Source organism: Rhodopirellula sp. SH410 (assembly GCF_055811895.1).
The window spans coordinates 6,139,266-6,163,905 of record NZ_CM147949.1; the positions used below are offsets into that span (position 1 = coordinate 6,139,266).

At 58.3% G+C, this 24,640-nt stretch carries 21 protein-coding genes; 10 read left to right on the top strand and 11 right to left on the bottom strand.

The features are described from left to right. Positions 1–12: 12 nt before the first annotated feature. Positions 13–1,086: a hypothetical protein gene (locus SH410x_RS22610; RefSeq protein WP_473670963.1), complete on the top strand. Its 1,074-nt coding sequence runs from the start codon at positions 13–15 to the stop codon at positions 1,084–1,086. A 92-nt stretch (positions 1,087–1,178) separates the two neighbouring features. Here the strand turns inward: SH410x_RS22610 and SH410x_RS22615 are convergent, their stop codons facing one another. The 6 genes from SH410x_RS22615 to SH410x_RS22640 all read right to left on the bottom strand — a co-directional run bounded on the left by SH410x_RS22615 (position 1,179) and on the right by SH410x_RS22640 (position 8,112). Further along, positions 1,179–2,708 carry a sialate O-acetylesterase gene (locus SH410x_RS22615; protein WP_473670965.1) on the bottom strand — a complete coding sequence of 510 codons (1,530 nt, stop codon included), beginning with the start codon at positions 2,706–2,708 and terminating at the stop codon, positions 1,179–1,181. Positions 2,709–2,770: 62 nt separating this feature from the next. Continuing rightward, entirely contained in the window at positions 2,771–4,165 is a 1,395-nt protein-coding gene (locus tag SH410x_RS22620; protein ID WP_473670967.1) for a hypothetical protein, read from the bottom strand. Continuing rightward, positions 4,158–4,529, bottom strand: coding sequence for a hypothetical protein (locus SH410x_RS22625; RefSeq protein ID WP_473670968.1), 372 nt, complete (start codon positions 4,527–4,529; stop codon positions 4,158–4,160). The genes SH410x_RS22620 and SH410x_RS22625 overlap by 8 nt, the downstream gene beginning before the upstream one ends. A 131-nt stretch (positions 4,530–4,660) precedes the next feature. Beyond that, a complete protein-coding gene (locus SH410x_RS22630; protein WP_473670970.1) occupies positions 4,661–5,266 on the bottom strand; it encodes a nitroreductase family protein in 606 nt (201 codons plus the stop codon). Between the two features lie 54 nt (positions 5,267–5,320). Next, entirely contained in the window at positions 5,321–6,172 is an 852-nt protein-coding gene (locus tag SH410x_RS22635; RefSeq protein WP_473670972.1) for an alpha/beta hydrolase, read from the bottom strand. A gap of 173 nt (positions 6,173–6,345) precedes the next feature. Further along, positions 6,346–8,112 carry a sodium:solute symporter gene (locus SH410x_RS22640; protein WP_473670974.1) on the bottom strand — a complete coding sequence of 589 codons (1,767 nt, stop codon included), beginning with the start codon at positions 8,110–8,112 and terminating at the stop codon, positions 6,346–6,348. A gap of 182 nt (positions 8,113–8,294) precedes the next feature. On the opposite strand from SH410x_RS22640, the gene SH410x_RS22645 reads away from it, so the two are divergent. Then, positions 8,295–9,266: a calcium/sodium antiporter gene (locus tag SH410x_RS22645; protein WP_473670976.1), complete on the top strand. Its 972-nt coding sequence runs from the start codon at positions 8,295–8,297 to the stop codon at positions 9,264–9,266. Positions 9,267–9,288: 22 nt separating this feature from the next. Next, complete coding sequence (locus tag SH410x_RS22650; protein ID WP_473670978.1) at positions 9,289–9,468, top strand: hypothetical protein; 180 nt, start codon at positions 9,289–9,291, stop codon at positions 9,466–9,468. Between the two features lie 577 nt (positions 9,469–10,045). Here the strand turns inward: SH410x_RS22650 and SH410x_RS22655 are convergent. The 4 genes from SH410x_RS22655 to galE all read right to left on the bottom strand — a co-directional run bounded on the left by SH410x_RS22655 (position 10,046) and on the right by galE (position 12,786). Next, positions 10,046–10,357, bottom strand: a complete 312-nt coding sequence (locus SH410x_RS22655) for a hypothetical protein (protein WP_473670980.1) — start codon at positions 10,355–10,357, stop codon at positions 10,046–10,048. A gap of 41 nt (positions 10,358–10,398) precedes the next feature. Further along, positions 10,399–10,851 (bottom strand): HU family DNA-binding protein, encoded by a 453-nt coding sequence (locus SH410x_RS22660; protein ID WP_473670982.1) that lies wholly within the window; start codon positions 10,849–10,851, stop codon positions 10,399–10,401. Between the two features lie 315 nt (positions 10,852–11,166). Beyond that, the gene (locus SH410x_RS22665) at positions 11,167–11,613 is read right to left on the bottom strand and encodes a YkgJ family cysteine cluster protein (RefSeq protein WP_473670984.1); all 447 of its coding nucleotides are present in this window, start codon (positions 11,611–11,613) and stop codon (positions 11,167–11,169) included. A 189-nt stretch (positions 11,614–11,802) separates the two neighbouring features. Continuing rightward, the gene (gene galE / locus SH410x_RS22670; protein WP_473670986.1) at positions 11,803–12,786 is read right to left on the bottom strand and encodes a UDP-glucose 4-epimerase GalE; all 984 of its coding nucleotides are present in this window, start codon (positions 12,784–12,786) and stop codon (positions 11,803–11,805) included. A gap of 75 nt (positions 12,787–12,861) precedes the next feature. On the opposite strand from galE, the gene xerD reads away from it, so the two are divergent. The 6 genes from xerD to SH410x_RS22700 all read left to right on the top strand — a co-directional run bounded on the left by xerD (position 12,862) and on the right by SH410x_RS22700 (position 21,894). Further along, complete coding sequence (gene xerD, locus SH410x_RS22675) at positions 12,862–13,815, top strand: site-specific tyrosine recombinase XerD (protein WP_473670988.1); 954 nt, start codon at positions 12,862–12,864, stop codon at positions 13,813–13,815. Positions 13,816–14,000: 185 nt separating this feature from the next. Next, positions 14,001–15,263 (top strand): L-rhamnose isomerase, encoded by a 1,263-nt coding sequence (locus SH410x_RS22680; protein WP_473670990.1) that lies wholly within the window; start codon positions 14,001–14,003, stop codon positions 15,261–15,263. Between the two features lie 114 nt (positions 15,264–15,377). Next, positions 15,378–16,799 (top strand): purine-cytosine permease family protein, encoded by a 1,422-nt coding sequence (locus SH410x_RS22685; RefSeq protein WP_473670992.1) that lies wholly within the window; start codon positions 15,378–15,380, stop codon positions 16,797–16,799. Positions 16,800–16,901: 102 nt separating this feature from the next. Then, positions 16,902–17,099, top strand: a complete 198-nt coding sequence (locus SH410x_RS22690) for a hypothetical protein (RefSeq protein WP_473670993.1) — start codon at positions 16,902–16,904, stop codon at positions 17,097–17,099. 52 nt (positions 17,100–17,151) lie between these two features. Next, positions 17,152–20,532 carry a family 78 glycoside hydrolase catalytic domain gene (locus SH410x_RS22695; RefSeq protein ID WP_473670995.1) on the top strand — a complete coding sequence of 1,127 codons (3,381 nt, stop codon included), beginning with the start codon at positions 17,152–17,154 and terminating at the stop codon, positions 20,530–20,532. A gap of 51 nt (positions 20,533–20,583) precedes the next feature. Then, the gene (locus SH410x_RS22700) at positions 20,584–21,894 is read left to right on the top strand and encodes a class II aldolase/adducin family protein (protein ID WP_473670997.1); all 1,311 of its coding nucleotides are present in this window, start codon (positions 20,584–20,586) and stop codon (positions 21,892–21,894) included. A 25-nt stretch (positions 21,895–21,919) separates the two neighbouring features. Here the strand turns inward: SH410x_RS22700 and SH410x_RS22705 are convergent, their stop codons facing one another. After that, positions 21,920–22,567, bottom strand: a complete 648-nt coding sequence (locus SH410x_RS22705) for a class I SAM-dependent methyltransferase (protein WP_473670999.1) — start codon at positions 22,565–22,567, stop codon at positions 21,920–21,922. A 740-nt stretch (positions 22,568–23,307) separates the two neighbouring features. Here SH410x_RS22705 and arsB point away from each other — a divergent pair. After that, positions 23,308–24,534 carry an ACR3 family arsenite efflux transporter gene (arsB, locus tag SH410x_RS22710; RefSeq protein ID WP_473671001.1) on the top strand — a complete coding sequence of 409 codons (1,227 nt, stop codon included), beginning with the start codon at positions 23,308–23,310 and terminating at the stop codon, positions 24,532–24,534. The last annotated feature ends 106 nt before the right edge of the window (positions 24,535–24,640 follow it).

Below are 24,640 nucleotides of genomic sequence, written 5' to 3' on the forward strand. Positions count from 1 at the left end.
AGTCAACTCCACATGGATCGAAAAGAGTTCTTCAGGGTTTCTGCGGGCATCCTTGGCGGGCTGAGCATTCCCGGTGTCTGGGGAACGAAACTCTGGGCTGCAGACACACAGCCGATCCACGGCGGCGTCTTGGACGAAGCCTATCTCTCCAAGGGCCTCAATGCACTTGCCAGGGCCCACCGGATGAGCGCGATGGCGGGACATCTGGGAGCCTCCCTGGTGGCCGGTTACTTCATCGGGCAGCAGCGTCCGGATCTCGATCCCGAAGTGTACGAGGGAATCGAAGGCGATCTCGATCGGGTGATGGCCGGGGAGTCGGTGTTCGGATCAAAGATGACGAAGAACTCGAAGATCGTGGATTCGGAGCTGTTTGAAGACTTTCCAAAGGAGCCCCCCAACGAAAGGCTGATCGATGGTATCGCCGAGGCGCTGGAAAGGAACATCAAGGCACCACGCCAGTCTGGTCATAACGTGATTTTCGCTTCCATCGCGATTCATGCCCTCAAAGAGCACCCGGAGCTGGCAACGCCATCGATCGTCGACGGCATCCGAAAGCTCGTTGGCCTGTTCGACAACGCTCACCCTGGAAGCGGCTACTACGGGAAGGCGAAGGGCCGAATCACCGGGAACAAAATCACCCTTCCGGAGGTCGATGACGGGGTGCCACCTTACACGGATGTGGCGGGGATGGCCGAGGTCGTACTCCATGAGATCATCAACCAGGATCCGACGATCCGACGCCAGGGCTATGGTGGCCTCGTGCACGTCAACAACCATGCCGCCGCGATCACCGACCTGGCGCAGGATGGCTATCCCGAACTCATGCCCGCAGCGATCGCGGCGCACCATCGGCACCTGCGACTGTGGCGGAACCTGCCGAACGTGGCCGCTGAATTCGGCCCCGAGCCCTGTTCAGAGTTCAGCCCTTACACCTCCGACTACTGGATCTCCGGCAAGGTCCCCTACGACCGCGCGCTGCTCACGCACCGCGTGAAAACGATGTTCGGTTTCGATGAGTTGACCGGTGCCATCGACGATGATCGGAAGGAACAGCGGACGTGCGACAAACTGCGCTACATGATGTAGTTCGCGAGTCATGCCTTGCCAAACAACGATTTGCGTTTCTCCGCCATACCGGAATCGGGCACAGACACAGACCGCCGCATCTCGCTCGTTCCCTACTTCTCCGTCGCACTCCCACTCCCCCACGCAAGCCACTGGAGCTTCGAACAGAACGGGGACGCGGGCAGGCCAGCATGATTGTAGAGCAACGGGCCTGATGGACGATTGAGGCAGGCGTAGCGAACTTCCCGCGGTGCTGGCACTTGTTCGCTTTTCACGACAACCGTTCTGCCCTGGATGGTCGCGGTGGCTGGGTACCAGACCCCATCGGCGGCCGCCAACTCAAAGTACGGCACATTGTGCTGGTCCGTGTTTTCTTTTGGCGGGTCCAGCCCCCGCTTTTCAGCCAGCATCAATCCGGTTTCGGCGGCGGTAAAGTGAACCGTCACCTCATCATTGACAACGGTGTGATTTTCGAACAGCGGACCACTGTCGACGATCGTCTGGCCGTAATCTCGTCGCAGCGCCAACTTCGCAAGCCGCTCGCCCACGTCCACCTTGTTGGCCGGGTGGATGTCATCGCCACCGGTATCGATGGTCACCACCATGGCTGTCGTCTCTGGGGCGACTGATCGTCGCTGCTCCTCCCGCATCCGAATCCATCCGAAAGCTTCCGGGCGATAATTTGGCAACTGCACAAAATACAGAGGCAGGTCGTCACGATTCCATGCATGCCGCCAGCCGTTGGCAAGCGACTGCATCTTGTGACGGTAGCCTCGAGGGTCCTCGCCGCTGCCGCAATTGGATTCAGCCTGGTACCAGAGAAATCCACGCAGACCGAAGCCCTCCAACGGACGGATCCGGGCGTCATAGATTGCTCCGGGATAACCTTCCGGATTGCGAATCACGACTCCGCCTTCCAAGGCGGCCAGCTCGTCGAGTTGTTCGCTGTCTGCCAGGCGTTTGATCTCAGTCAGCAGCGAGTGTTTCGAGAACTCTTCAACCGGAATAAATGGTTCGATCGGTTTGCCACCCCACGATACGTCGATGATGCCGATTGGAACGTTTAAGTCCTCGTGCAGTCGGCGAGCAAACACCCAGGCGACAGCCGAGAAATGCTTCGCTGATTCGGGATCGCACTGCTGCCACGATACGTCACCGCCAAAGTCTGCACGACGACCGCCTGCGACCGGTTCGTTCACCCTCAGGACTCGTAGGCTTGGCAGATCCGTGTCCGCAAGAACAGACGCCAACTGTGGCAACTTGCCGACCATACTCTGCACAGTCATCTGCATATTTGACTGACCAGCTGCCAGCCATACTTCTCCCACCAGCACGTCCTGCACGACCAACTTCGTGTCCCCACCAATCACCGTCAGTGTGGTTGCCGTTGAATTGGCATCGCAGGGTTTCAGTTTTGCACGCCATTTCCCCTGTTCGTCAACCAACGCAGAAACGCTTTGTCCGGCGAACGTAATGTCGAGCGTTGAGCCTGCGACTCCCGTGCCCCAGACCGGCAAATCAATGCCTTGCTGCAGAACGACACCGTCGCAGAAGATGGACGCCAGTTTGAGGTCAGCGCCTGCGGTCGTCGTCACGACGCCCCACAGAACAAGGGTGACTAACGTCCGTTTGAAATAGAGCATCGTGTGTGCCTGGTGTTTCTACTGTAATTGGTCGGCTGCGATGATCTCGCGGTCTTTCGATGTCAGACAGAGTGTTCCAGGGTCGATGTGCCCTTGGGCATATCGATACAGACGATGACGTCGGGACCATCGCTGGTCCAGGTTCCTGCTTCGAGGCTCGCAGCCGTCGCGACTTCACGGAGTTCGCCACGGCAATGCACGGCGCCGCCTGCCCGTGGAATCTTCAGCGTGAAGTTCGGTGTGCCAAAGGGTGCCTCTAGATGGACCAGATTGCCTGCACGTGTGATCGTGGTTAATTCTTTTGCCGTCCAATAGCGTCCGATCTCGCTGAGCTTCATCCACATCGTTTGCTCGCTGAACCGGTCGGACAGTGAGTTGACGATTCGCTGAAACGCGTGAAAGCCTTCTTTCGTTCCGTTGCTGTAGATACCGGGCCAATGGCAAAGCATCACCGCGGGCTGGCGGCGCTCTATCAACTCGACCATCCGCCCACTGGTCGCGTCCACATTGGCATAGCGATCTGGCTCTGAGAGCCCGTCTCCCTGCCAGCCCCCGAACCAGTCCCCTGTACCGGCGGGCACGTTGGCGATCACGCGAACATCGTCGGTGCCCTCGCCTCGCAGATGCTCGAGGACCGGGGTGGTACTTTCGTCACCACTCCGGACGTACTTGAAATAGTGTGGCAATTCGACGTGGTAGACATCGCGCACAGCCTGGTCGATGGCCAGCGAGAGCTCGCTCTTGACCAGATTGCCGAACCCGCCCGGGGTCGTGACGCCTTCGCAAGGCAAATCGCATCGCTCGAGGATTCGCAGTGCATAGGCGATGTACGCCGCTAACTCGTCCACGCTCGTCTTTTCCTGCGGGTACGAATTCTCCATCGTCTGCGCGTTGATTTTCTCAAAGGGGCGTCCCGTCTTCAGATCGATCACTCGCGTGTGCGTGATCATTTCCGGATGGATGTCCCAATTGGGAACCATCAAGTCGCGGACCAGTTTTAGACTGTTCTGAAGTTCGCTGCGTGACCAGCCGGGGAGCTCGCGATCGAGCCAGCCAACACAAGCTGGATTGGGCACAATGCTGTACTTGCCTTTGACGCCCCGCTCCGCACACCATTCGCCGAACTCGCGGACAAAGTCATCCGGGATCTCGCGTGGCCACTGGCGCCACGGTTTCTTGTACTCGTCCCGATTGGGGAACGCCTCGGCGAATTGCGGAGTACAGAAATGACCCATGTTGACCAGGCAAGTGGAATCGTCAATCACGAATGACAGCGGTACGCGATTGCGTGGCAATAGGACACTGATACCCGCATTGCCTCCACCGGCGGGCGTCCCGTTCACTTCGTCGCCCCGAGTCTGGTCGTCGCCCCGAGCCTGGTCGAGTAACGGCCCGCCGATGGCGGTTCCGCCCATCCCCATCGCCGAACATTGCAGAAATTTTCGTCGATCAATCATGTCGCTCACCTCGGGGCGTTACGTCGAAGAGCATCCGCATTGTTTCCCAATCGTTGAACTGCCCGCCGCAAATGGACTGCGTGCAGGCTGAAAAGGACTCGACACCCGAACCGATCGCGACCGGCGGGCGAAGCAATGCTGTGGATACCCATGAATTCGTGTTGGTTCTCTGTGATGAGACGCGAAGCGACAGCGAGCCAATAAAACGCGTCGAATCAAATGTCGCCACCGTCGCCAGACGGTGGAATCCACGTTCTGGCGAACGTAGCGACTCGGGTGATTCAGTCGCGGTCGCTAAGTCATACCGAGGAATGCCATTGGTTGGGTAGACATTCCATCCAAAGCCGTCATCGGCCTGAGCCATGCGGCCATCACGAGGACATTGTACCCGACTGAGACCGCGGGGTTTCAACCGATTGCAAGTTGGTTGTATCGAGCCGGGGCCGCCCGAGCGACCACGCCGTGCAGGTAAACGTACGAGATCAGGGCGGGTGGCTACACGAGGTCGAGCGGCTCGCCCCACTTGTTGCCGAAAACGAACTCCCGCAAGGGCTTCCGCTTGCGGGGCGACAGGTCACGATCCTGAAGTTGCTTCGGCATCGAATCGACGGGTGCCGCATAACCGATCGCGAGTCCCGTTTTAGCCTCGACTTCGTCCGGAAGTCCGTACAGGCTCCGGACACGCTCGGGCACAATTCCGATCATTTGGTGCACGACCAAACCTCGCGATGTCGCTTCGAACGTCAAATTGGCGCTCGCGAGACCCAGGTCGTGTTCAGCCGCGGCGTTGGGTTGACCATTCCGAGAAAACTTCAAGCTGATACAACCGATCGCCAGCACCGGAACACTCTTCGCCCACCCTTGGTTGCCGTCGACCAGGCACGACAGCAACCGCTCGAACTCGGCCGCATCCTCGCGCCGCGCCACCAGATAGCTCCAGGGCTGTTCGTTGTAAGACGATGCTGCCCAACGAGCAGCCTCAAACATTGACCGCAGATCGCCCTCGGAGACGCTCTGGTCAGCGAACGCATAGGGACTCCACCGGCGGGCGATCAAGTCGTGGACGGGGTGATCGGTTTCGGCGTGTTTCGGGTGATTCATGGACAATGCCTTGTAGGCGACGAGGATGGAAAAGAACGGGATCGATGCGTTTCCTTATTCTGCAACCGCCATCGAGTGGCGGATCAACCATTGCTGGCACAGCCCAGGCCACTGCGAGGCACCCGGTACGGAGGCGGCCAGGCCGAGCCCATGGCGTCCGTCGTTGAACAGATGCATTTCGACATCGACACCGTGCTTAACACAGGCTTCGTAGTAAACCAAACTGTTTTGAACGGGGACCGCTGTATCGGTGGCGGTATGAAACAAGAACGTTGGTGGAGTGTCTTTGGTCACACGAGTCTCATTCGATAGTGATTCGACCAACTCCGCATCTGCATCCTTGCCGAGCAAATTATGCTGGCTGCCACGATGGGTGAAAGGCTTGCCCAAGGCAATCACCGGGTAGCACAGGATACTGAAGTCGGGTCGCGAGGAGACTCGCAACACGGGATCGGCGGCGTCCGGATCAGCTGCGGCGAACTGGGTCGAGACCGTCGAGGCCAAGTGGCCGCCGGCGGAAAACCCGATCACCCCAATGCGATTCGGATCCAAATTGAGTTCTTGGGCACGGCTTCGGAGCGTCTGGATCGCGCGTTGGGCATCGATCATCGGTGCTGGGTGAGCATAGCCTTTGCCCTCGTTTCCCTTGCCACGCATCCGATAGGTGCAGATCGCGGACGAGATCCCCATGGAATCAAACCATTCTGCGAATGCATGTCCCTCATGCCCGATCGCGTGATGGCCATAGCCCCCACCCGGTAGAATCACGACGCCCGCGGTCGGCTGGTCCGACTCCACTTGGTGAATGATCAGCTCAGGAACGTCGCCGTCTGCGTTCAGATCCACACCAGGAATCCCCTCCTCCCAAAGTTTGACCGTGGTCGATGGCAGTGAGGACTGGGCCATGCAGGAGATGGAGCAAAGCAAGCCGAGGCAGGAAAAGAGCAAGGCAGAGAAACACGATCGCATCAAAGACTCCGGTAGGACATGAGGATAAAGGAACGGCCCAATTCTAACTGAGATTGGGGTGCACGGGGTGGATACCTTGCGTGATAATTCGGCATCGCAACGGTGGATTGTCAACGAAACACCCAGTACAGGCCCGCCATCACGATCACGAGTCCTACCGATAGCAAGCGGGGGTCGGACCAGCGACTCGGGGCGGGGATTTTCAAGGCAGCCAAAGGTGTTTCCCAGGCCAGATCGGCGCCGCGAAGCTGGTCACCCGAACGAGGGACATCGGCGCTCACACGTGATGGATCGGGCCACACGAAACTGAGGGTGACTTGCATCACGCAGCAGACCACAAACAGATTGAACGCCATCATCATGAATCCGCCTGGCAGCTGATTCAATTCACTCTCGGGCCACACTGTGTTGTTGGTAAACACGCCGATGCCGAGCAGCGAGCCGGCGATCAGTGTGGTCGCGGCAGCGCGTGAACTCGAGCCCCGCCAAAACACGCCGAGCACGAGTACGGCACTGATCGGTGGTGCGATGTGTGAAATGATCGTCGCCATGCCATTGAAAATGCTCTCAAACATGTTCAGCGCCGGCACCAGCGCGACCGCAAACACGAGTGCGACGGTGGCTGAGATTCGACCGAATCGAACCAACGACGCATCATCAACCGTCGGCCGAAACCGCTTGATCAAATCATAGCTCACGAGCGTCGAGATTGAATTGAGCGCCCCTGACACCGTACTCATCAGCGCCGCCATCAACGCCGCGACTAAAACGCCGCGCAGCCCAATCGGCAACAGCTCCGTGATCATGCTCGCATAGATGCCCTTGCTCTTAACCTCTCCGTCGACCGTGATCATCGACAGATCCAAACGTCCGTCCTGGTAAAGGGCGTAGGCCAACAGCCCCGGAAAGACAAACAAGAACACCGGCAAAATTTTCAGCACGCCTGCGAAGATAGGACCTTGTCGGGCGTTGAGTTCATCCTTGGCACCGAGCACGCGTTGGACGATCGTTTGGTCGGCGCACCAGTACCAGATACCGAGCACGGGATAGCCGAGCAGGATCGCGTACCAGGGCATGTTGTCGGGATCGCCGTGCGGCCGCAGCATGGACAGTTTTTGCATTTCACCATCACGCTCGAGCACCGTGGTGAGGTGCTGCCATCCGTCCCAGCCACCGGGAGATTCAGGCGGGCCGCCGAGCTGGTAAAAAGCGAGCCCGGTGATCAATGCTGCTCCAGCCAACAGCACGACCGTCTGAATGCACTCCGTCACGACCACGGCAAGCAGTCCACCGACAATCGTATAGACACCCGTTAACACGCATAGCACGACGATGCTGAGCATCATCGACACGCCGAGCAGCTCCTGCAGGATGATGCCGCCGGTGAGCAGTGCAAAGGCGATGTGAATCACGACTGCGGACACAATGGAAATCAAGGCCAGCACGTCGCGGCAGATCCGGTTGTACCGTCGCTCGAGAAAATCAGGCAGCGTCGCGATCGATGACCGGATGTAGAACGGGGCAAAGAACAGTCCCAGGAGAACGAGGGTGAACCCCGCCATCCATTCGAAGTTCCCGTTGAGCAGCCCGGTGTCGAAACCGTTCTGTGCGAAGCTGACCAAGTGCAGCGTCGAGATGTTGGTCGCGAACAGAGCCAGCCCGATACTGAGCCAGCCGAGACTCTTTCCGGCGAGAAAATACTCCTCCGCAGCGCCCTGCTTCTTTTTATGACGCCAGGCTGCGAACAAGCCGATCGCGACGATACCGATCAGATACGTGATGGCGGTGATCATGTCGATCGCCCCGAGCCGGATACTGCCGGCGTCAGGACTTAGCGGAGCAGCGTCGTGAGTCGCCAAGAAGGAAAATGAGTTCAATGGACCAGCTCGATGGGGGCAGTGCTGTTGGAAGGATGAGTGATACTTTAACGTGGATCTCACGCGTTTTGGAAAATGCCACATTGACAATTTCCTGCCGTCGGCAATCTTGTTCTGTTAATGCGGTTTCGCTGTGGTTGGTGCTGATCAATCCGAAATCGTGGCGCTGCGAAATCTGCGGTATGAACGAGCATCTTTTTTCGGGTTTGTTGATTCTATCAGGGCTGGTCGCACTCATTGTCGGCGGCGAACTGCTCGTGCGAGGAGCGTCGGCTGTGGCGGCGGCGTTTCGCATCCCGCCGCTGGTCATTGGGCTGACCGTGGTTGCCTTTGGAACCAGCGCCCCGGAGCTTGGCGTCAGTTTACAAGCGGCGTTTTCCGGAGCTTCGGACGTCGCGGTCGGCAACGTTGTCGGCAGCAACATTTTCAACGTGCTGTTGATCCTCGGCATCTCGGCGCTCGTGACGCCATTGGTGGTTTCGAGTCAATTGATCCGGTTCGATGTCCCGTTGATGGTTGCCCTGTCCTGCTTGACGTGGGGACTCGCTCGCGATGGAGTGATCAGTCGAATCGACGGGATGATCTTGTTTTCAGTGCTGATCATCTACCTCGTGATCTGCTTGCGAACGGCGCGGCGTGACTCCCAGGCGGTCCAGCAGGAGTTCGCGGCAGAGTACGGTGGCAACGATCAAAAGCCGGTTCGTTTGCCGTTGCAATTCGCCCTGATCGCCGCCGGCCTGGTTTGCTTGGGTCTGGGGTCGAAGTGGTTGGTCAGTGGTGCCGTTGCGGTGGCGACCTGGTTCGGTGTCAGCGAACTGGTGATTGGGCTGACCGTTGTCGCGGCGGGCACATCGCTACCCGAAGTCGTGACGTCGTTGGTGGCGAGCGTACGTGGCGAACGTGATATCGCCGTCGGGAATGTTGTCGGCAGCAACATTTTCAATCTTGCCTGCGTGCTCGGATTGACGGGCATCATTTCGCCAGCGGGGATCCCCGTCAGTCTCGAGGCGATTCGCTTTGACATTCCGATCATGGTCCTGGTCGCCGCGGCGTGTCTGCCCATTTTCTTCTCGGGAAGTCGCATCTCACGCACCGAAGGAGTCCTCTTATTGGTGGGCTTTGCCGCCTATAACGTGGCTCTGATCTGGAAATAGATTTCGCGAGTAGCGATTCCCAATGGCAAATCTCGAATCCTATGTACTGGCGCTGCGGGTTCCATCGGTCGGCATCCTCAATACCGGCCAAGCATCATTGCCAACCTCGCGGGTGGCTGGATTTTTCGCTGGCCGGGACAACCGACCGTGGTGGGCGAAATCTTGGCCGGTTGGCTTCCCGAACCGCTCGCCAGCCCTGTGAGCGATCGCGGTCGTGGTCGCCACTTGCGATCATCACCCATTGAATGGGCGTGCTTCCCGCGTATTTGGAGCGTTCGTCGTGGGGGCGTGTCGGTCACATCGCGGAGAGAATGTCGCATTGGATCACCCTGCGGCGTGATCTTCGTCGTTGCCTGTGTGGGCAAACGGCTGGATTGCGGACGGGCGACGCGACTGGCAGGAGATTCCTGGCGTGAGGCGGCTGCAGTGGCGGTGCAGATGAAGACACGCGCATGGATGGGCCTGGCGCGATCAATATGGAACGCGATCTCGGCGCCATCCCCGACTCCGTCTCCAGCATGCTGGTGCTGATGGCGGTCGGCACGACGGTGATAGCAGTTCCGATGGTGAAGCTGAGTAGCCGAGTCGGTCGGAGACTCGATTCAGATCTTCAGCGCGGCGCCGTTCCCAAAGCACCCCTGCGAAACTTCTTCGTTTCCCCCGCATGGGTATCGCCCCGCGCTTCCACCGTTGGGATCGCGGCCCGAGGGGCACGCTGTGCAACGACGTCTGGCTCGAGAACTTGGGTGCGGGTGCTTCGTTCCGCGGCGGACGCTCAGTTAGAGCACACCGCCGTGAGTCCGGATGGGAGTCAGGTGGCTCGGTGCATCGAGCTGCCAGAATCGCTCCCACTCGTCGACCATCGCACGCAGGTTTTCCGAGGTGTACAACAACTGCTGGACACGGCGTTCCGGACGGGCGGAGTAGATGGGGAGAAAACAGCCGACCGAGGTAGTAATCGCCATCATCAAGGCGATGCCCAGGATCAATCGGGTGGCGAGCGCTCGCAGCGATGCCGCGGGACTTCGCTTCGCCCGGCCAGTCGTTTCGGCCGCTGGGTTGGCGTCGATCGCCGTGGTCGCAAGTTTCATGGGAAGTTCCTCCGTGAACAACATGGACTCGCGAATTTGAATCACCCCCACTCGCCGGTCGGGCGAATCGGACGGTCAGCTTCGCGAGCTGATTTCGAATTTTGGCTGTGCGTGGATCGAGCGGAATGCTCGGTTGCGTCGGCGGTCGGTTTCTGAGGCGGTTTGCCGCGAGGTTCATAATCCGAATCGAGCCACGCCGGACGTCCGGGCTGCTCGCTCAGATCCTGTACGCGCTGTTCCATCACCTTGCCGGGTTTGAAACTGACGACGTATTTCTCAGGAACATGAACCTTTTGGCTGGTTTTGGGATTCCTTGCACTGCGTGCGGCCCGAAGTTTCACTTCAAAGACGCCAAAGTTCCGCAGTTCGATTCGTCCCTCCCGGACCAACATCTCGACAATCGAGTCGAAAGTCCGCTGCACCACCTCTTTGGTCTGCTGTTGCGTCAAACCGAGTTCTTCGGAAATGACACGTACAATTTCTTTCTTGGTCACTCCGCTGGCACTCCCATCCAGTTAACTCGTTCAGGTGCACAGCGAGGTCGGCGTCGTGTTGACGCAAACCATTAAAGCTGCTCGACTTAGGAGTCGTCACTGTATGGACGTGAGCGTGCGAGTGTCAAGCGGCGTGGCTGCAGAAAGTCAGGCGAAACATGAATTTCGCCCACTAACTGCTCGTCGTTGGCCCCGTTACCGAGGCGGCAGACGCCGCGCCACAATGACCCGCACTATGGGTATCGACCGGCACAATCGTCAAAGTCCAATCAAACTGAGAATAATTTGATGTTGCCGACTTTGCGTCGCCCGGGATCAGACGGATTTCTCTCGACGGCGGATCTCGATCTGGTCAAATGTGTACAATTGACCACTCCCTGCGCCAGGGCAAACGTCGCACGTTGCTTGCCAATCTGCGGGTGATTCCAGCGTACTGTCCCAAAAGGGCCACGTCCGGCATTGGATCGGGCGAGCCTTATAGACCAGGCAATGCCGCGACTTCGGATCCAAGAAAACACAGTCGCCATCGGGGCGTTCAATCAGGCTGGATTCTTTTCCCACCCGCCGGGTGAATTTCATCTCGAACTCGGCGACGCTCTGCTGGAGTTCCTTCGCCATCGCGGCGGTTTCCGCCTCATTGATGAACACATAGCCCGGTTCGCCGCTGCAACAGGCACCGCATTGGGTGCATTCAAAACGCAATCCGTCGGCATACCAGGGTGGATCGGACTTATCGGTGGAGGCTGATTGGCGTCGCGACATGAGTTGTGAGAGCTGACAAAAGGGAGATTGAGCTAGAAAGTCCGCCGCCCCGCGGATTGAATCGTTCGTTTCACAACGCAGACGAGTGAGAGCGGGAGGACGTGCGGTGATCCCTCCGGCGGGAGACTGGAACGCAGTCGTGTTGTCCGTCGTCGGCCGACTTCAGCTACGGGCGGGGGGGCCGGTCGTCTACGAATTGTATCCGTGAGGATGGGCTTGGTGCCATCGCCAGGCGGTCTCGACGACTTCTTTGACGTCGGTGTATTTGGCTTTCCAGCCCAGCACGTCGCCTGCCAGTGTTGCGTCGGCGACCAATTCGGCGGGATCACCGGGGCGTCGTTCGCCCATCACAACGGGGATTTCGTGGCCGGTCACTTCGCGGCAGGCATCAACGATTTCGCGGACGCTGATCCCGTTGCCGGTACCAAGATTGACACAAATCCCCTTGCCGGGCTCGAGACGATCCATGGCTCGCAAATGGGCATCGGCCAGATCTTCGACGTGAATGTAATCACGGATGCACGTCCCATCGGGCGTAGGGTAATCATCACCGAAAATCGTAATACTCTCACGCTGGCCGAGGGCAACCTGCAGGACGATCGGGATCAGGTGGGATTCGGGGTCATGGTGTTCACCAATGTGACCATCTGGGTGGGCTCCAGCGGCATTGAAATAGCGCAGGGCTGCGTAGGCAAATCCATAGGCGTGGGCATAATCGGCGAGTGCTCGCTCGATCACAAGTTTGGTGAATCCGTAGGGATTGATTGGATTTTGCAGGGTCGTTTCGGCGATTGGCACCTTGTCGGGTTGGCCGTAGGTAGCCGTCGTGCTGCTGAAGACAATCTTTTTGACGTCGGCCCGCCGCATTGCTTCGAGCAAGGAGAGGGCAGCGACCACGTTGTTCTGATAGTAGGAGGCGGGGTCTTTGACCGATTCCCCGACCTCAGCGAAGGCCGCAAAGTGCATGACGACGTCGATAGCATTGTCACGCAGCGTTTTTTCGACGAAATCCGTATCGTTCAGGTCACCGCGAACCAGCATCTCGGTAGGCACCGCAGCGGCATGGCCGCGGGAAAGGTTGTCCAATATGACGACTTTGTGATCTGCGGCGATCAGCCGCGCGACCGCATGCGAGCCGATATATCCGGCGCCACCTACTACCAATACGTTCATCTACTTCATTCCAAACGAAAGCTGGGTCGATAAGAAGTAGCAGAGAATAGCGAATCCACCCAGGAGAGACCACTCATGGCGAAACGAATGACCAAGCTGCAGCAGCTCCAAAACGGCGGCTCGGCCCCGAAGAAAGCGCCTGCGAGCGATTCGATTTGTGCTGATTTCCTGACCTATCTCAAACGCGAATGTCACCTAGCTAAAAACACGGTCGAGGCATACACCCGCGACATGAAGCAGTTTGTCGCGTGGCTCAGCGGTCGCAACCCCGCCGCAGTGAGCGTCACGGAGTTGTCCGATTTTGTCGGGTTTCTTCACGATCGCGATCTGGCACCGGCTTCGATATCGCGAAACATCGTTGCGGTACGGATGTTTTACAAATATCTGCAGCTCGAGGGCCTCGCCAGTGAGAATCCGGCTGAGCTGATCGCCACCCAGAAGGCTTGGCAGCGGATGCCGGGCGTGATGTCACCGTCGGAGGTGGAAGCATTTCTCACTGCGGTCAAAAAGAGCGATTCGTTTTGGGAGCGGGACCGGGCACTGCTCGAAGTGCTCTACGCCACGGGCTGTCGCGCCTCGGAGGTGTGCTCGCTGCGGGTGCGAGACCTGTCGCTGCCCGAGAAGCATTTACGCTGCCACGGCAAGGGCGACAAGCAGCGGATGGTGCCGATCGGCGGGCGGGCGATCACTGCCATTGAATTGTATTTGTCGCAGGCTCGCGGGATTCTCGCGGCGCGGGCCCCTTCGCTCTGCGATGAGGTGTTCCTGTCTCGCAGCGGCCGACCGCTCGACCGCATCCAGCTCTGGCGACTGGTCAAGCGGTACTCCCAGCGAGCAGGGATTCTCTCGGAAATCAGTCCCCACTCGCTGCGGCACAGCTTCGCCACACACCTCTTGGCCGGCGGCGCCGATTTGCGACAGGTCCAGGAGATGCTTGGTCACGCGAGCATCCAGACGACCCAAATCTACACGCACGTCGAGCACAGCCGCTTGCAACGCGTCCACCGCGAGTTCCACCCCCGGGCGTAGTAATGTCGCCCGTCGGCTCCGGCTGTCGTGAGAGCGGAGTGTGTCTCAATTCAGACCGGCAGAAGCTCCTCGCTGCCATGAAAAATCTTAGGTAGGGAAACATTTCCGTAGAGGAGTGGCCAACAGCGGGGAAAAGCTTAACATTGCAGGTCTATTCATCCAGGCACCCGCATCCCCACAGAGCCATGAGCAGTTCTTCGAGTCTCGACACCGCGTTTTCACTGGCGAACGAGCGATACGAAAGCATCGGTGTCGACGTGGACGCCGCTCTGAAAACGCTCGCCAAAACCGCAATTTCCATGCACTGTTGGCAAGGCGACGATGTCGCAGGCTTTGAAAACAGCGGCCAGGAATTGGGCAGCGGTTTGGCGGTCACCGGAAATTACCCCGGTCGCGCCAGCACGGCGGAGGAACTTCGCAGTGACCTGGAGATGGCCTATTCGCTGATCCCAGGCCGTCAGCGGTTGAATTTGCATGCGATGTACGGCGAGTTCGACGGCCCCGTCGATCGCGACGAAATCGGTATCGAGCATTTTCAAGGTTGGATCGATTGGGCGCGTGAGCAAAGCGTCTCGCTCGATTTCAATCCGAGCTATTTCTCTCATCCCAAGGCCGCCGATGGCTTCACACTGGCGCACCCCGACGCAGGCATCCGCCAGTTTTGGATTGATCACGGGATCGCTTGTCGCCGGATCGCGGCCGCGATGGGTGATGCCCAGGGCAATCCGTGCATCAACAATGTCTGGGTTCCCGATGGATTGAAAGACACACCAGCGGACCGGATGGCACCTCGACTACGACTGGCCGATTCGCTCGATAAACTGTTCGCCGAATCGATCGACCCTTCGCGGATGCTCGACGCCGTCGAATGCAAACTGTTTGGGATCGGGTCGGAGAGCTATGTGGTTGGATCGCACGAGTTCTACATGGGATACGCGATCACACGCCACAAAGTCCTGTGTCTCGATGCGGGGCATTTCCATCCCACCGAAGTCATCTCGGACAAGATTTCCTCGATGTTGATCTACGTTCCTGAATTGCTGCTGCACGTCAGTCGCGGGGTGCGTTGGGACAGCGATCATGTCGTGACGATGACGGACGAACTGCAAGCGATCATGCAGGAAATCGTTCGTGGTCAGCACCTCGATCGCGTCCATATCGGCTTGGATTTCTTCGACGCGAGCATCAACCGGATTGCCGCTTGGGCGATCGGCACTCGGAACACCCTCAAGGCGCTGTTGATGGCGTTGCTCGAGCCCACCAGGGAACTCCAGCGATTTGAGCTTGAAGGTGATTTCACAGCCCGCTTGGCGTTGATGGAAGAACAGAAAACGATGCCCTTCGGTGCCATTTGGGATCACTACTGCGAAACATCGGGCGTCCCCGTCGGTCGCGATTGGCTGACCGCCGTTCGCCAGTACGAAGCTGACGTACTCGCGAAACGCTGAAGGACGCAAAGCGAAAAACGGAGGGTTCAGAATTCCGAACAAGAACTTCGCTCCCTTCTCTTTGAACTCTTAGTCTTCTGCCCCCTCTCTCTCATTCCTTTTTGAAAATTTCCCTTGAGCGACGCGAATTCCTCTGAACCGACTGCCTCGAGCGGTGGCGAGTTCGAACGAGAGCCTGTACCGAAATCCGCACTGCTGGGGGCGGGAAAGTTTTGGGGCATGTACGCGGGCGAGCATGCTGCGGGTACCGAGTTCATGATCGGCCCCTTGTTCTTGGCAGCAGGCGCCAGTCTGCAGGATCTGCTGCTCGGGCTGCTGCTCGGTAATTTCCTCGCGGTCTTAACGTGGCGTTATCTGGTGACGCCGATTGCCATCGCGAAACGGATGACGTTGTACTATCAGCTCGAGCGGATCGCCGGGGGCGGTTTGGTCAAGTTTTACAACGTTGTCAACGGAGTCCTCTTTTGTTTCCTGGCCGGCGCGATGGTGACGGTATCGGCGAGTGCTGTCGGGATTCCATTTGGCACGCTCTACGAGGTCCCGGAGTCCACCTTCGGTCTGGGCAGTCCTGATTTCACCGTGATCGTGATCGCGGTGGGCGTCGTGATGGCGGTCATCGCTGCGGCCGGTTACAAGATCGTCGCTCAAGTCGCCAACATTGCGGCCCCTTGGATGATCGCGATCTTTGCCGCGTGCGGGATCGTCTCGCTCGTGCAGGTGGACGCCAACAGCATCGCGGCGTTGAGCGAGGGGAAATTCTGGCAGGATGCGATTAATTTCGTGCAGGCCACTGAAGGCAAAAAGCAGTTTGGATTTTGGCAGATCGTCGTCTTTGCCTGGCTGTGCAATGGTGCGATGCACTTTGGCATGGCCGACCTGTCTATCTTCCGATTTGCGCGGAGCCCCTCATCCGGCTGGGCACCGGCGATCGGCATGTTCTTGGGCCACTACATGGCTTGGATTGCCGCCGCGTTATTGCTGGCGGCGCAAATCAAATTGTCGCAAGACGCCACGGCCAACCCAGGTGCGTTGGCTTGGGGGGCACTCGGATGGACTGGCATCGTTTGCGTGATCATCGCGGGTTGGACAACGGCGAACCCGACAATCTATCGCGCCGGACTGGCATTCCAGGGGGTTGTTCCCAAGAGTCCTCGTGTGGTGATGACGCTGGTCGCCGGAGCGGTCGCCACCGCGGCGGGTGCGTTTCCCAACCTGTCCGCGAAACTGCTCGATTTCGTCGGTACTTATGGCACGGTACTCGGACCCATGGGCGCGATTATTTTCGTGGATTTCTACTTCATGAAACGCTTTGGCATGCGCGATGAATATGCACTGGAGCAGGGCACCGCGATCAACGTTGCTGTGCTGGTCGCCTGGCTATTACCCGTCGTGATCGGCCTGTATCTGATCATGGTGCCAACCGAGTGGTTCCCCGACAAACTGTTCGCCGCCTACGCGGTGATCCCCTGTTGGATCGCCTCGGGCGTGATCTATCTAGCCCTCAGCAAAGCCCTCCAGAAAGACCAACCCACGTAGGATGGGACCATTGTCCCGTCCGCCGCCTCTCATCCGCAATTCTCCCCCGCCCCCGCCCGCTCGGGACCATGCTCCCAAGCCACCTTCACTCTCAATTCCTAAATGCGACTACCCCTCAAACTCGCCTCGTTATTCGCGTTGGCGCTCGTGATCGTGCCGAGTCTTCTTTATTTCACCGGCAATATCTCTCACGCTGCAGTGGTCTCAATCGCCCTGGTCGGGACGATTCTGTGGTTCGCGACCACGCCGTTTTGGATTGGCCGTGAGATACCGGTCGACGCGGATCAGGTCGAGATTTAGTCGACCAGCGTTGCGATACCCCTCCTGCTGCCACCTCCACTGCCCCCCCACCATGACCCGACTGCTCGTCCTCATTCTGATGCTCGCCACGTCGACGATTTCCGCAGGTGAACTGTCCGCCGTGCACCTGCGCTGCGAGTACCGAGAGGCACCTCATGGGATCGACGAAAACCAACCTCGGTTGAGCTGGCAGGTTGAATCGGAACAACGCGGTCAGGCCCAGACGGCCTATCAAATTCTCGTTGCCTCAACGCGTGAGAAACTGGACGCTGGGAATGCGGATCGATGGGATAGCGGCAAAGTCGACTCGGACGAAACCCTGCATATTGTCGACGCCGGTGAGCCACTCGAGTCGCAGCAAACATGTTTCTGGAAAGTCAAAACGTGGGACGCGCAAGGCAACCCTTCGCAGTGGAGTGATGTCGCGTTCTGGTCGATGGGACTGCTCGACGAGAGCGATTGGTCGGCGAGTTATATCAGTTATCGTGACGAGTCCGAGATCCAAACGGATCCATCGACCTTGCTGCTGCCGCCGGCGCGACAGTACCGGAAAGAGTTCACGGCGCCGAAAACGATTCGGCGGGCGACGGTATACGCGACGGCCCTTGGCATCTACGAATTGCATCTCAACGGCAAACGCGTCGGCGACGCATACTTTGCTCCGGGTTGGACGGACTATCGCCAACGTGCTTATTACAACACGTACGATGTCACGGACATGGTTTCGAGCGGCGACAATGCGATCGGGGCTTGGGTCGCTGACGGGTGGTACAGTGGTTATGTCGGCTTTGGGCTGCTGACGGGGATGGGGACGGAGAAGTGCGATCGATCCAACTACGGCAAAACACCGGCGTTGATGGCGCAGCTCGAGATCGAGTACGACGATGGCTCCCGTGAAACCATTGGTACCGATCCATCTTGGAAGGTGACTGGTGAGGGTCCGGTCCGTGAAGCGGATTTGTTGATGGGAGAATTCTACGACGCCTCCCGTGAGATCAAGGGCTGGGCATCGCCCGCGTTTGATGACTCGAATTGGCAGTCGGCGATCCTGGCTGAGGAGAACGGCGACACCGTCGCGACGTTCTATCAATTCCGTAATCCCAAGCGTCCAAATCAAGGTATTACCAAGCCTGGCGAACCTCGTTCACTCGGATTTCACCGTCCGAAACTCGAGGCCTTCCCGGGCGTGCCGGTTCGCATCACCGAGGAGCTGCCGACACAGTCCGTGACGATACTGAAACCGGGGACAGCCCTCTTTGATCTCGGCCAAAATTTCGCCGGTGTGATCCGATTGAAAGTGAAGGGCCCAGCCGGGCACCAAATCCGCATTCGATACGGTGAAATGTTGCATCCCGATGGCAGCCTGATGACGGAGAACCTTCGCAAGGCAAGAGCCACGGATTTCTACGTCTGCCGCGGCGACGAGAACGGTGAGATTTTCCAGCCCCGCTTCACATTCCATGGTTTCCAGTTTGTCGAGGTGGAGAACTTCCCCGGCGAACCGACCACCGAGGCGGTAACCGGCTTGGTCATGCACAGCGACACGCCCATGACGAGCGAGTTTGAGTGCAATGACCCCATGGTCAATCGTCTGTTCCAAAACGTCCTGTGGACGCAGCGTGCGAACTTTCTCGACCTGCCGACGGACTGCCCCCAACGCGATGAACGGATGGGCTGGACCGGAGACGCTCAGGCCTATGTGGGCACGGCCGCTTACAATGCAGACATCGGCGCGTTCTATACCAAATGGTTGCGTGAGCTGATGGAATCCCAGCGTCCCAGCGGTGCATTCCCTGGTTACGCGCCTTTTCCGTTTCAACATGGATGGGATTTTGGTACGGCATGGGCTGATGCCGGCGTGATCTGCCCCTGGACGATCTGGCAAGCCTACGGCGACACCCGCGTGATCGAAACGTGCTGGGAACCCATGACGCGGTTCATGCACTGGCGGACAGAAACCAGCCAGGATGACCTGGGCATTTCTCATGGGAACCATTGGGGCGACTGGTTGGCGCAAGGTGCCCAAACACCGCTTGAGTACGTTGACACCGTGTACCTCGCCATCTCAGCAAAGATGATGTCGGAGATGGCGGCGGCGATCGGTCACGATGCGGAGGCCATCGCCTATCGCCAACAGTTCGAGCGAACCCGTGCGGCGTTCAATAAGAAGTACGTCGATGCCAACGGACACGTGAACGTCAGGACGCAATCGGCTCAGGCGCTTGCATTGTTTGCGGATCTGATCCCAGCTGAAAAACGCGCGTCCACCGGCCGCTTCCTCGCCCGCATGATCGCGGAGAACGGCAACCGCATGTCGACTGGATTCCTGGGCACGCGCCCGCTACTGCCCGTGCTGTCCGCATCGGGGCAGAACAACCTGGCCGTGTTCCTGTTGCAATCCCGCGATTTTCCGTCATGGGGTTATGAGATCGCCAACGGTGCGACGACGATCTGGGAACGCTGGGACAGCTACACGAAAGAGGACGCCTTCGGCCGCCACAACGCCGCGATGAATTCATTCTCGCATTATGCGTTCGGTGCCGTCTGCGAATGGATGTTCCGCACGCTCGCGGGAATTGTCTCGGACGGTCCCGGCTACCAAAAGATCATCATCCATCCTCAACCCCCGCAGCCCAACAGCAATGCGATGCGGCAGGCGATCCATCAGGTCCGCGCGACATACGATTCGATTCGAGGCAAAATCGTTAGCGATTGGCAACTGGAAGACGGTGAATTTCGTTTGTCCGTCACCATTCCGGCCAACACGACCGCCCAGGTCTTTATCCCCACGGCCGATGCGGCGCAGGTGACCGAAAGCGGTCACCCTCTCTCGGACGCCGAACATGTTTCGGTGCTGAGATCCGAAGCTGGCCACGTCGTCTTGTCGATCCGTTCGGGCACCTATGTGTTCGCGGCCCCGAGCGATATCGGCACTGCGGATACGGCATTGGAGACATCCGAGCCCCAGGACCACTCGCTCAACCCAGACGAAATCGATCTGAGCGATGCGACGCGATTGATCCAATGGGATTTCGGTGATCCGGCGGTGCTGAAACAGTGGGGCAGTCGCCACCGCGTTGCGATCACGAACCAAGCTGGCGTGACAACGGTCAAAGCGACCGGCGACGACCCTCAGCTGTCGGTCAAGTTCGATCGGCCCGTCTCGGGTAAGATGGTCATCGAGTTGAAAGCACAACCGCTCAGCGACAATGCCGTCGAGCTCTTTTGGGCGTCGCCTCAAGGCGGTTTCAATGGGGGCCAGATGACTTCGCGATCGATCAAGGCAAGCGAACAAACCAATTCGTACCTGTTCAATCTCAACGAACCGGGAGCGGTTGGGCAACTGCGATTCGATCCGTTTACGACTGCGGATAGCGGCTCGAAATCACAAGGCATGAGAATCGAATCCATCTCGATCTATGCGTTAGAGTAACGGCGGACCTCCTTTCTTTTCTTTCAACAGTCGCTCGGCGAGAAATCGATCATGCAAGCCTCAGCACCAGACCAACGAGACCAGTGGACGCATCCTCGCGATAAAATCATCGCCACGATGCAGCGAATCTACCGCTCGCGGATGACGACGACGTCGGGGGGCAATCTGTCGATCCGAGATACCAACGGGGACATTTGGATCACGCCTGCACGCGTGGACAAGGGGCGTTTGAAACGTGAAGACATCGTGTGCGTGCGGGCGGACGGTTCCCTCGACGGGAAACATCCGCCGTCCTCGGAGTACCCATTCCACAAGGCGATCTACGACGTTCGCCCCGACATCGGCGCGATCGTACACGCCCATCCAGTCGCCCTGGTCGCCTTCAGTATCTGTGGCCGGACGCCAGACACAAGAATCTTCCATCAAGCCAATGCGGTTTGCGGCACGACCGGATTCGCACCCTACGCCCTACCGGGCAGCGAGCGACTCGGGGAATCGATCGCCAAGCAGTTTGTAGCGGGCTGCGATAGCGTCATCCTGGAAAACCACGGGGTGGTGGTGGGTGGCGAATCGTTGTCGCAGGCATTCGAGCGTTTTGAAGCATTCGAGTTCTGCGCCAAGACCCTGATCCACGCTGGCCAGATCGGCAAGATCAACTACCTCGACGAATCCCAATTGAAACGGGCTCACGATCGCAGCGTCCATCTCGATTCACTCGACAACCATCAGCCGTCTTCGGAAGAGCTCGAACTTCGCCGCACGCTGCGTGAGTTCGTTCGCCGGGGGTGTCGACAAGGGTTGTTGATCAGTACCGAGGGCAGTTTTTCGGCCCGGGTGGGAGATGATTCCTTTGTGATCACGCCAACGCAGCGTGATCGAGAAACGCTGGCGGCCGGCGATTTGGTCTACGTCCAGGGTGCGGCGCGCGAAGCGGGCAAGAAGGCCAGTCGCGCGGTATTGGCTCACCAGGCGATTTATCGGAAACATCCGAGCGTCCATGCGATTGCCTTCGCCCACCCCGTCGCAGCGACTGCGTTCAGTGTCACCGACGCGACCTTCGACTCGAAAACGATCCCAGAGAGCTACGTGTTCTTGCGAGATGTCGGCCGGGTCCCCTACGGAATCCAGTACCGTCGCGACGGCTCGATCGCCGATCATATCTCCGCGTCCTCGCCGACCGCGGTGCTCGAGAACGATGGCGTGCTGATCACAGGAGCGAACATTTTGGCAACGTTCGACCGCCTGGAAGTCTTTGAATCGACGGCCGAGGCGCTCGTCCAATCTCGAGCCATCGGGGCACTTTCAGTGATGCCCGAAAACGTGATCAGCGAACTGCGAGATGCATTCGGCCTGAATGACTAAAGCCGAAATGACGAACCCCGAACGCTCAAACCCGCTTGGCGACGAGCACGCGGAATAGTGACAGCGGGTTATTTTTGTGGCAGCTCTCGACTTCGATGGGCAATTCGCTCAGCAGCTTGTTGACTTCCAAGTCGGTGCGCCAACCCAACCGGCGGGTGATTCCGCCCGCCGAATCGACGACGCGAGCGATCAGGGGGTTTCCGCTGCGGAAGTGATTGATGACCAGAATCCGGCCGCCGGGTCTGCAAACGCGAACGAGCTCTCGCATCATTTTGTCGGGCCGAGAGACCACGCTGATGGTGTGAAAAGACGTGACCAGATCAAAACTGGCGTCGTCAAACGTCAGCTCTTCCGCGTTCATCGGCCGCACCTGGATGTGGTTCCACCGATTCTTCTCGATCAGCACCTCGGCCTCGGCCAGCATCGATTCGGATAGATCGACGCCGAGCACGTCCGCGTGGAGCGGATAGGACTCGAGAGACAACCCCGTCCCCACACCGACTTCGAGAATTTTGGTTCCCTGTGGGATGTCCAGGGCCGCCAGATTGGTCTGGATGCCACGCTTGGCTACCGCAGGCCAAACGGCTTGATAGGCGGGAACCAAATTGTGGTAAAAATGACTTTCGTGAGGCTGCGGAGCAGTCTCCTTGGAGGTTGATTCCATTTTCAGCATGAATGCCCTTTGTCCCGATGCGTTGATCGGTGAGCGACCGGCTCACGGATACACTTGTTGAGTAAGGATCGAACGGAAAGTTTCTGTCAAATTTTGTGGTCGAACGCTCCGATACGAGTTTTTAATCGATATCGAGTCCCGTGTCCTCGGCCTGAAGTCCATTTCTCGGCGAATTTTGCGCCACAATTACACTCCCACTACCAATTTGATCCTGTTAGCGGAAGAATAGGCCGTGGCACGATTGATTCGTGATCAGGCAGGAGCTTGAGCCTTCCGCCCGTTCCGCCTTGCAGGGCAGCGAAGGGACTCCAACCCGTCGCCTCTTTCCCCACCGATGCGAGCCCAGTGCCATGCGATTGACGCGGGAACAGCCACCGTCTATCGTAGATGAACGATAGAGGAGTCCTTGGGTAAAACACCGCACGGCGAGTTTGATTGCAGGACAAGTCGCCGGTCCGAAGGTTGGTTACGGCAAGCCGTCGGACCAATCGGGAGCGACTCAGCGACCTGGCCGCGGACCGCTGCTCGCATTTTTTTAAAGCGAACTATCGTTATTCGTCGATAGACGATTATGAGAGTGTGCTTTGTTTCGCGAACGGAACACGGAAGTTTGCCAAACTTCGCTCAGCGACAGGTGCCGCCTTTCGTTTGCAGTCAGTTGCTCACCCAGCGGCCACCGGAAATACAGAACAGGACTCCCACATGATCGCATTCGCAACCACCGAAACGGGAATTTGAAAATGAGTAACGAAGCGAGCTGTCGCGTCGACGAACCGAAACAGATGAGCTTCTTTGAACGCTATCTGACGATTTGGGTTGGCCTGTGTATCGTCACGGGGATTGCGTTGGGGAAAGTCGCACCGGGATTCGCGAAGTCGCTCGACGCGATGGCGATCTACGTCAACGACGCGCCAGTGATTTCGATTCCGATCGCCATTTGTCTGTTCTTCATGATGTATCCGATCATGGTCAAGATCGACTTTGGCGAGGTTGTTCGCGCCAGCAAAGCGGTACGTCCGGTCGCGTTGACGCTGATCATCAATTGGCTCATCAAGCCGTTCACGATGTACGCGATCGCGACCTTCTTTCTCGGCACGTTGTTTCTCGGCTTCATCGGGCCGGATGCGGTAGATCTCGTCAAGGCTCCACTGGGAAGCAACCTCGAAGTCGGTGCAACCTACGGTGCGGGAGAAGTGGTCTTGGTCGATGGGGTCAAGATGTTACAAGTTCCCTTATGGCGAAGCTACTTGGCGGGTTGTATTTTGCTCGGCATCGCTCCGTGCACGGCAATGGTTCTGGTATGGGGACATCTGTCCAATGGAAACGATGGACATACGTTGGTCATGGTGGCCATCAATTCCCTAACGATGCTGGTGCTGTATGGCGTGTTAGGCGGTTTACTGCTCGGTGTCGGGCAGCTGCCGGTTCCCTGGCAAGCGTTGATGCTCTCCATTGTCGTTTACGTTGCCTTGCCTCTGGCCGCCGGATACCTCTCCCGTCGCTGGTTGATCGCCACGAAAGGCGAAGAATGGTTTCGCGAAAAGTTTCTTCACTTCTTAACGCCGGTCACGATCACGGCATTGCTAGCGACGCTGGTACTGCTGTTCTCGTTTAAAGGCGAAACGATCGTCGCGAACCCGTTGACCATTCTATGGATCGCAATCCCGTTGACGATTCAGACCGTCATGATTTTCGCGTTGGGTTACGCGGCATCCAAACTGTTTGGGTTCACCTATGAGACCGCTGCTCCCACGGCAATGATCGGAGCGTCGAACCATTTCGAGGTTGCGATCGCAACGGCAACGATGCTTTTCGGATTGTCCTCAGGAGCCGCGTTGGCAACCGTGGTTGGCGTTCTGATTGAAGTGCCGCTGATGCTCCTGCTGGTCAAGTTTTGCTTGCGGACGCAGGGCTGGTTTCCGTCCGAGGCACCACGTGTCACCCAACGTGACGGAGCACATCAATGAACACGAATCAACACCCTGAATGAGATGAAGAGAGGTTGCCCGGCGACTTGCTATTGCCGGCCAATCAGCCCCATCGAGGCAACGCGTTCGCGTGTTGCCCAGCCCA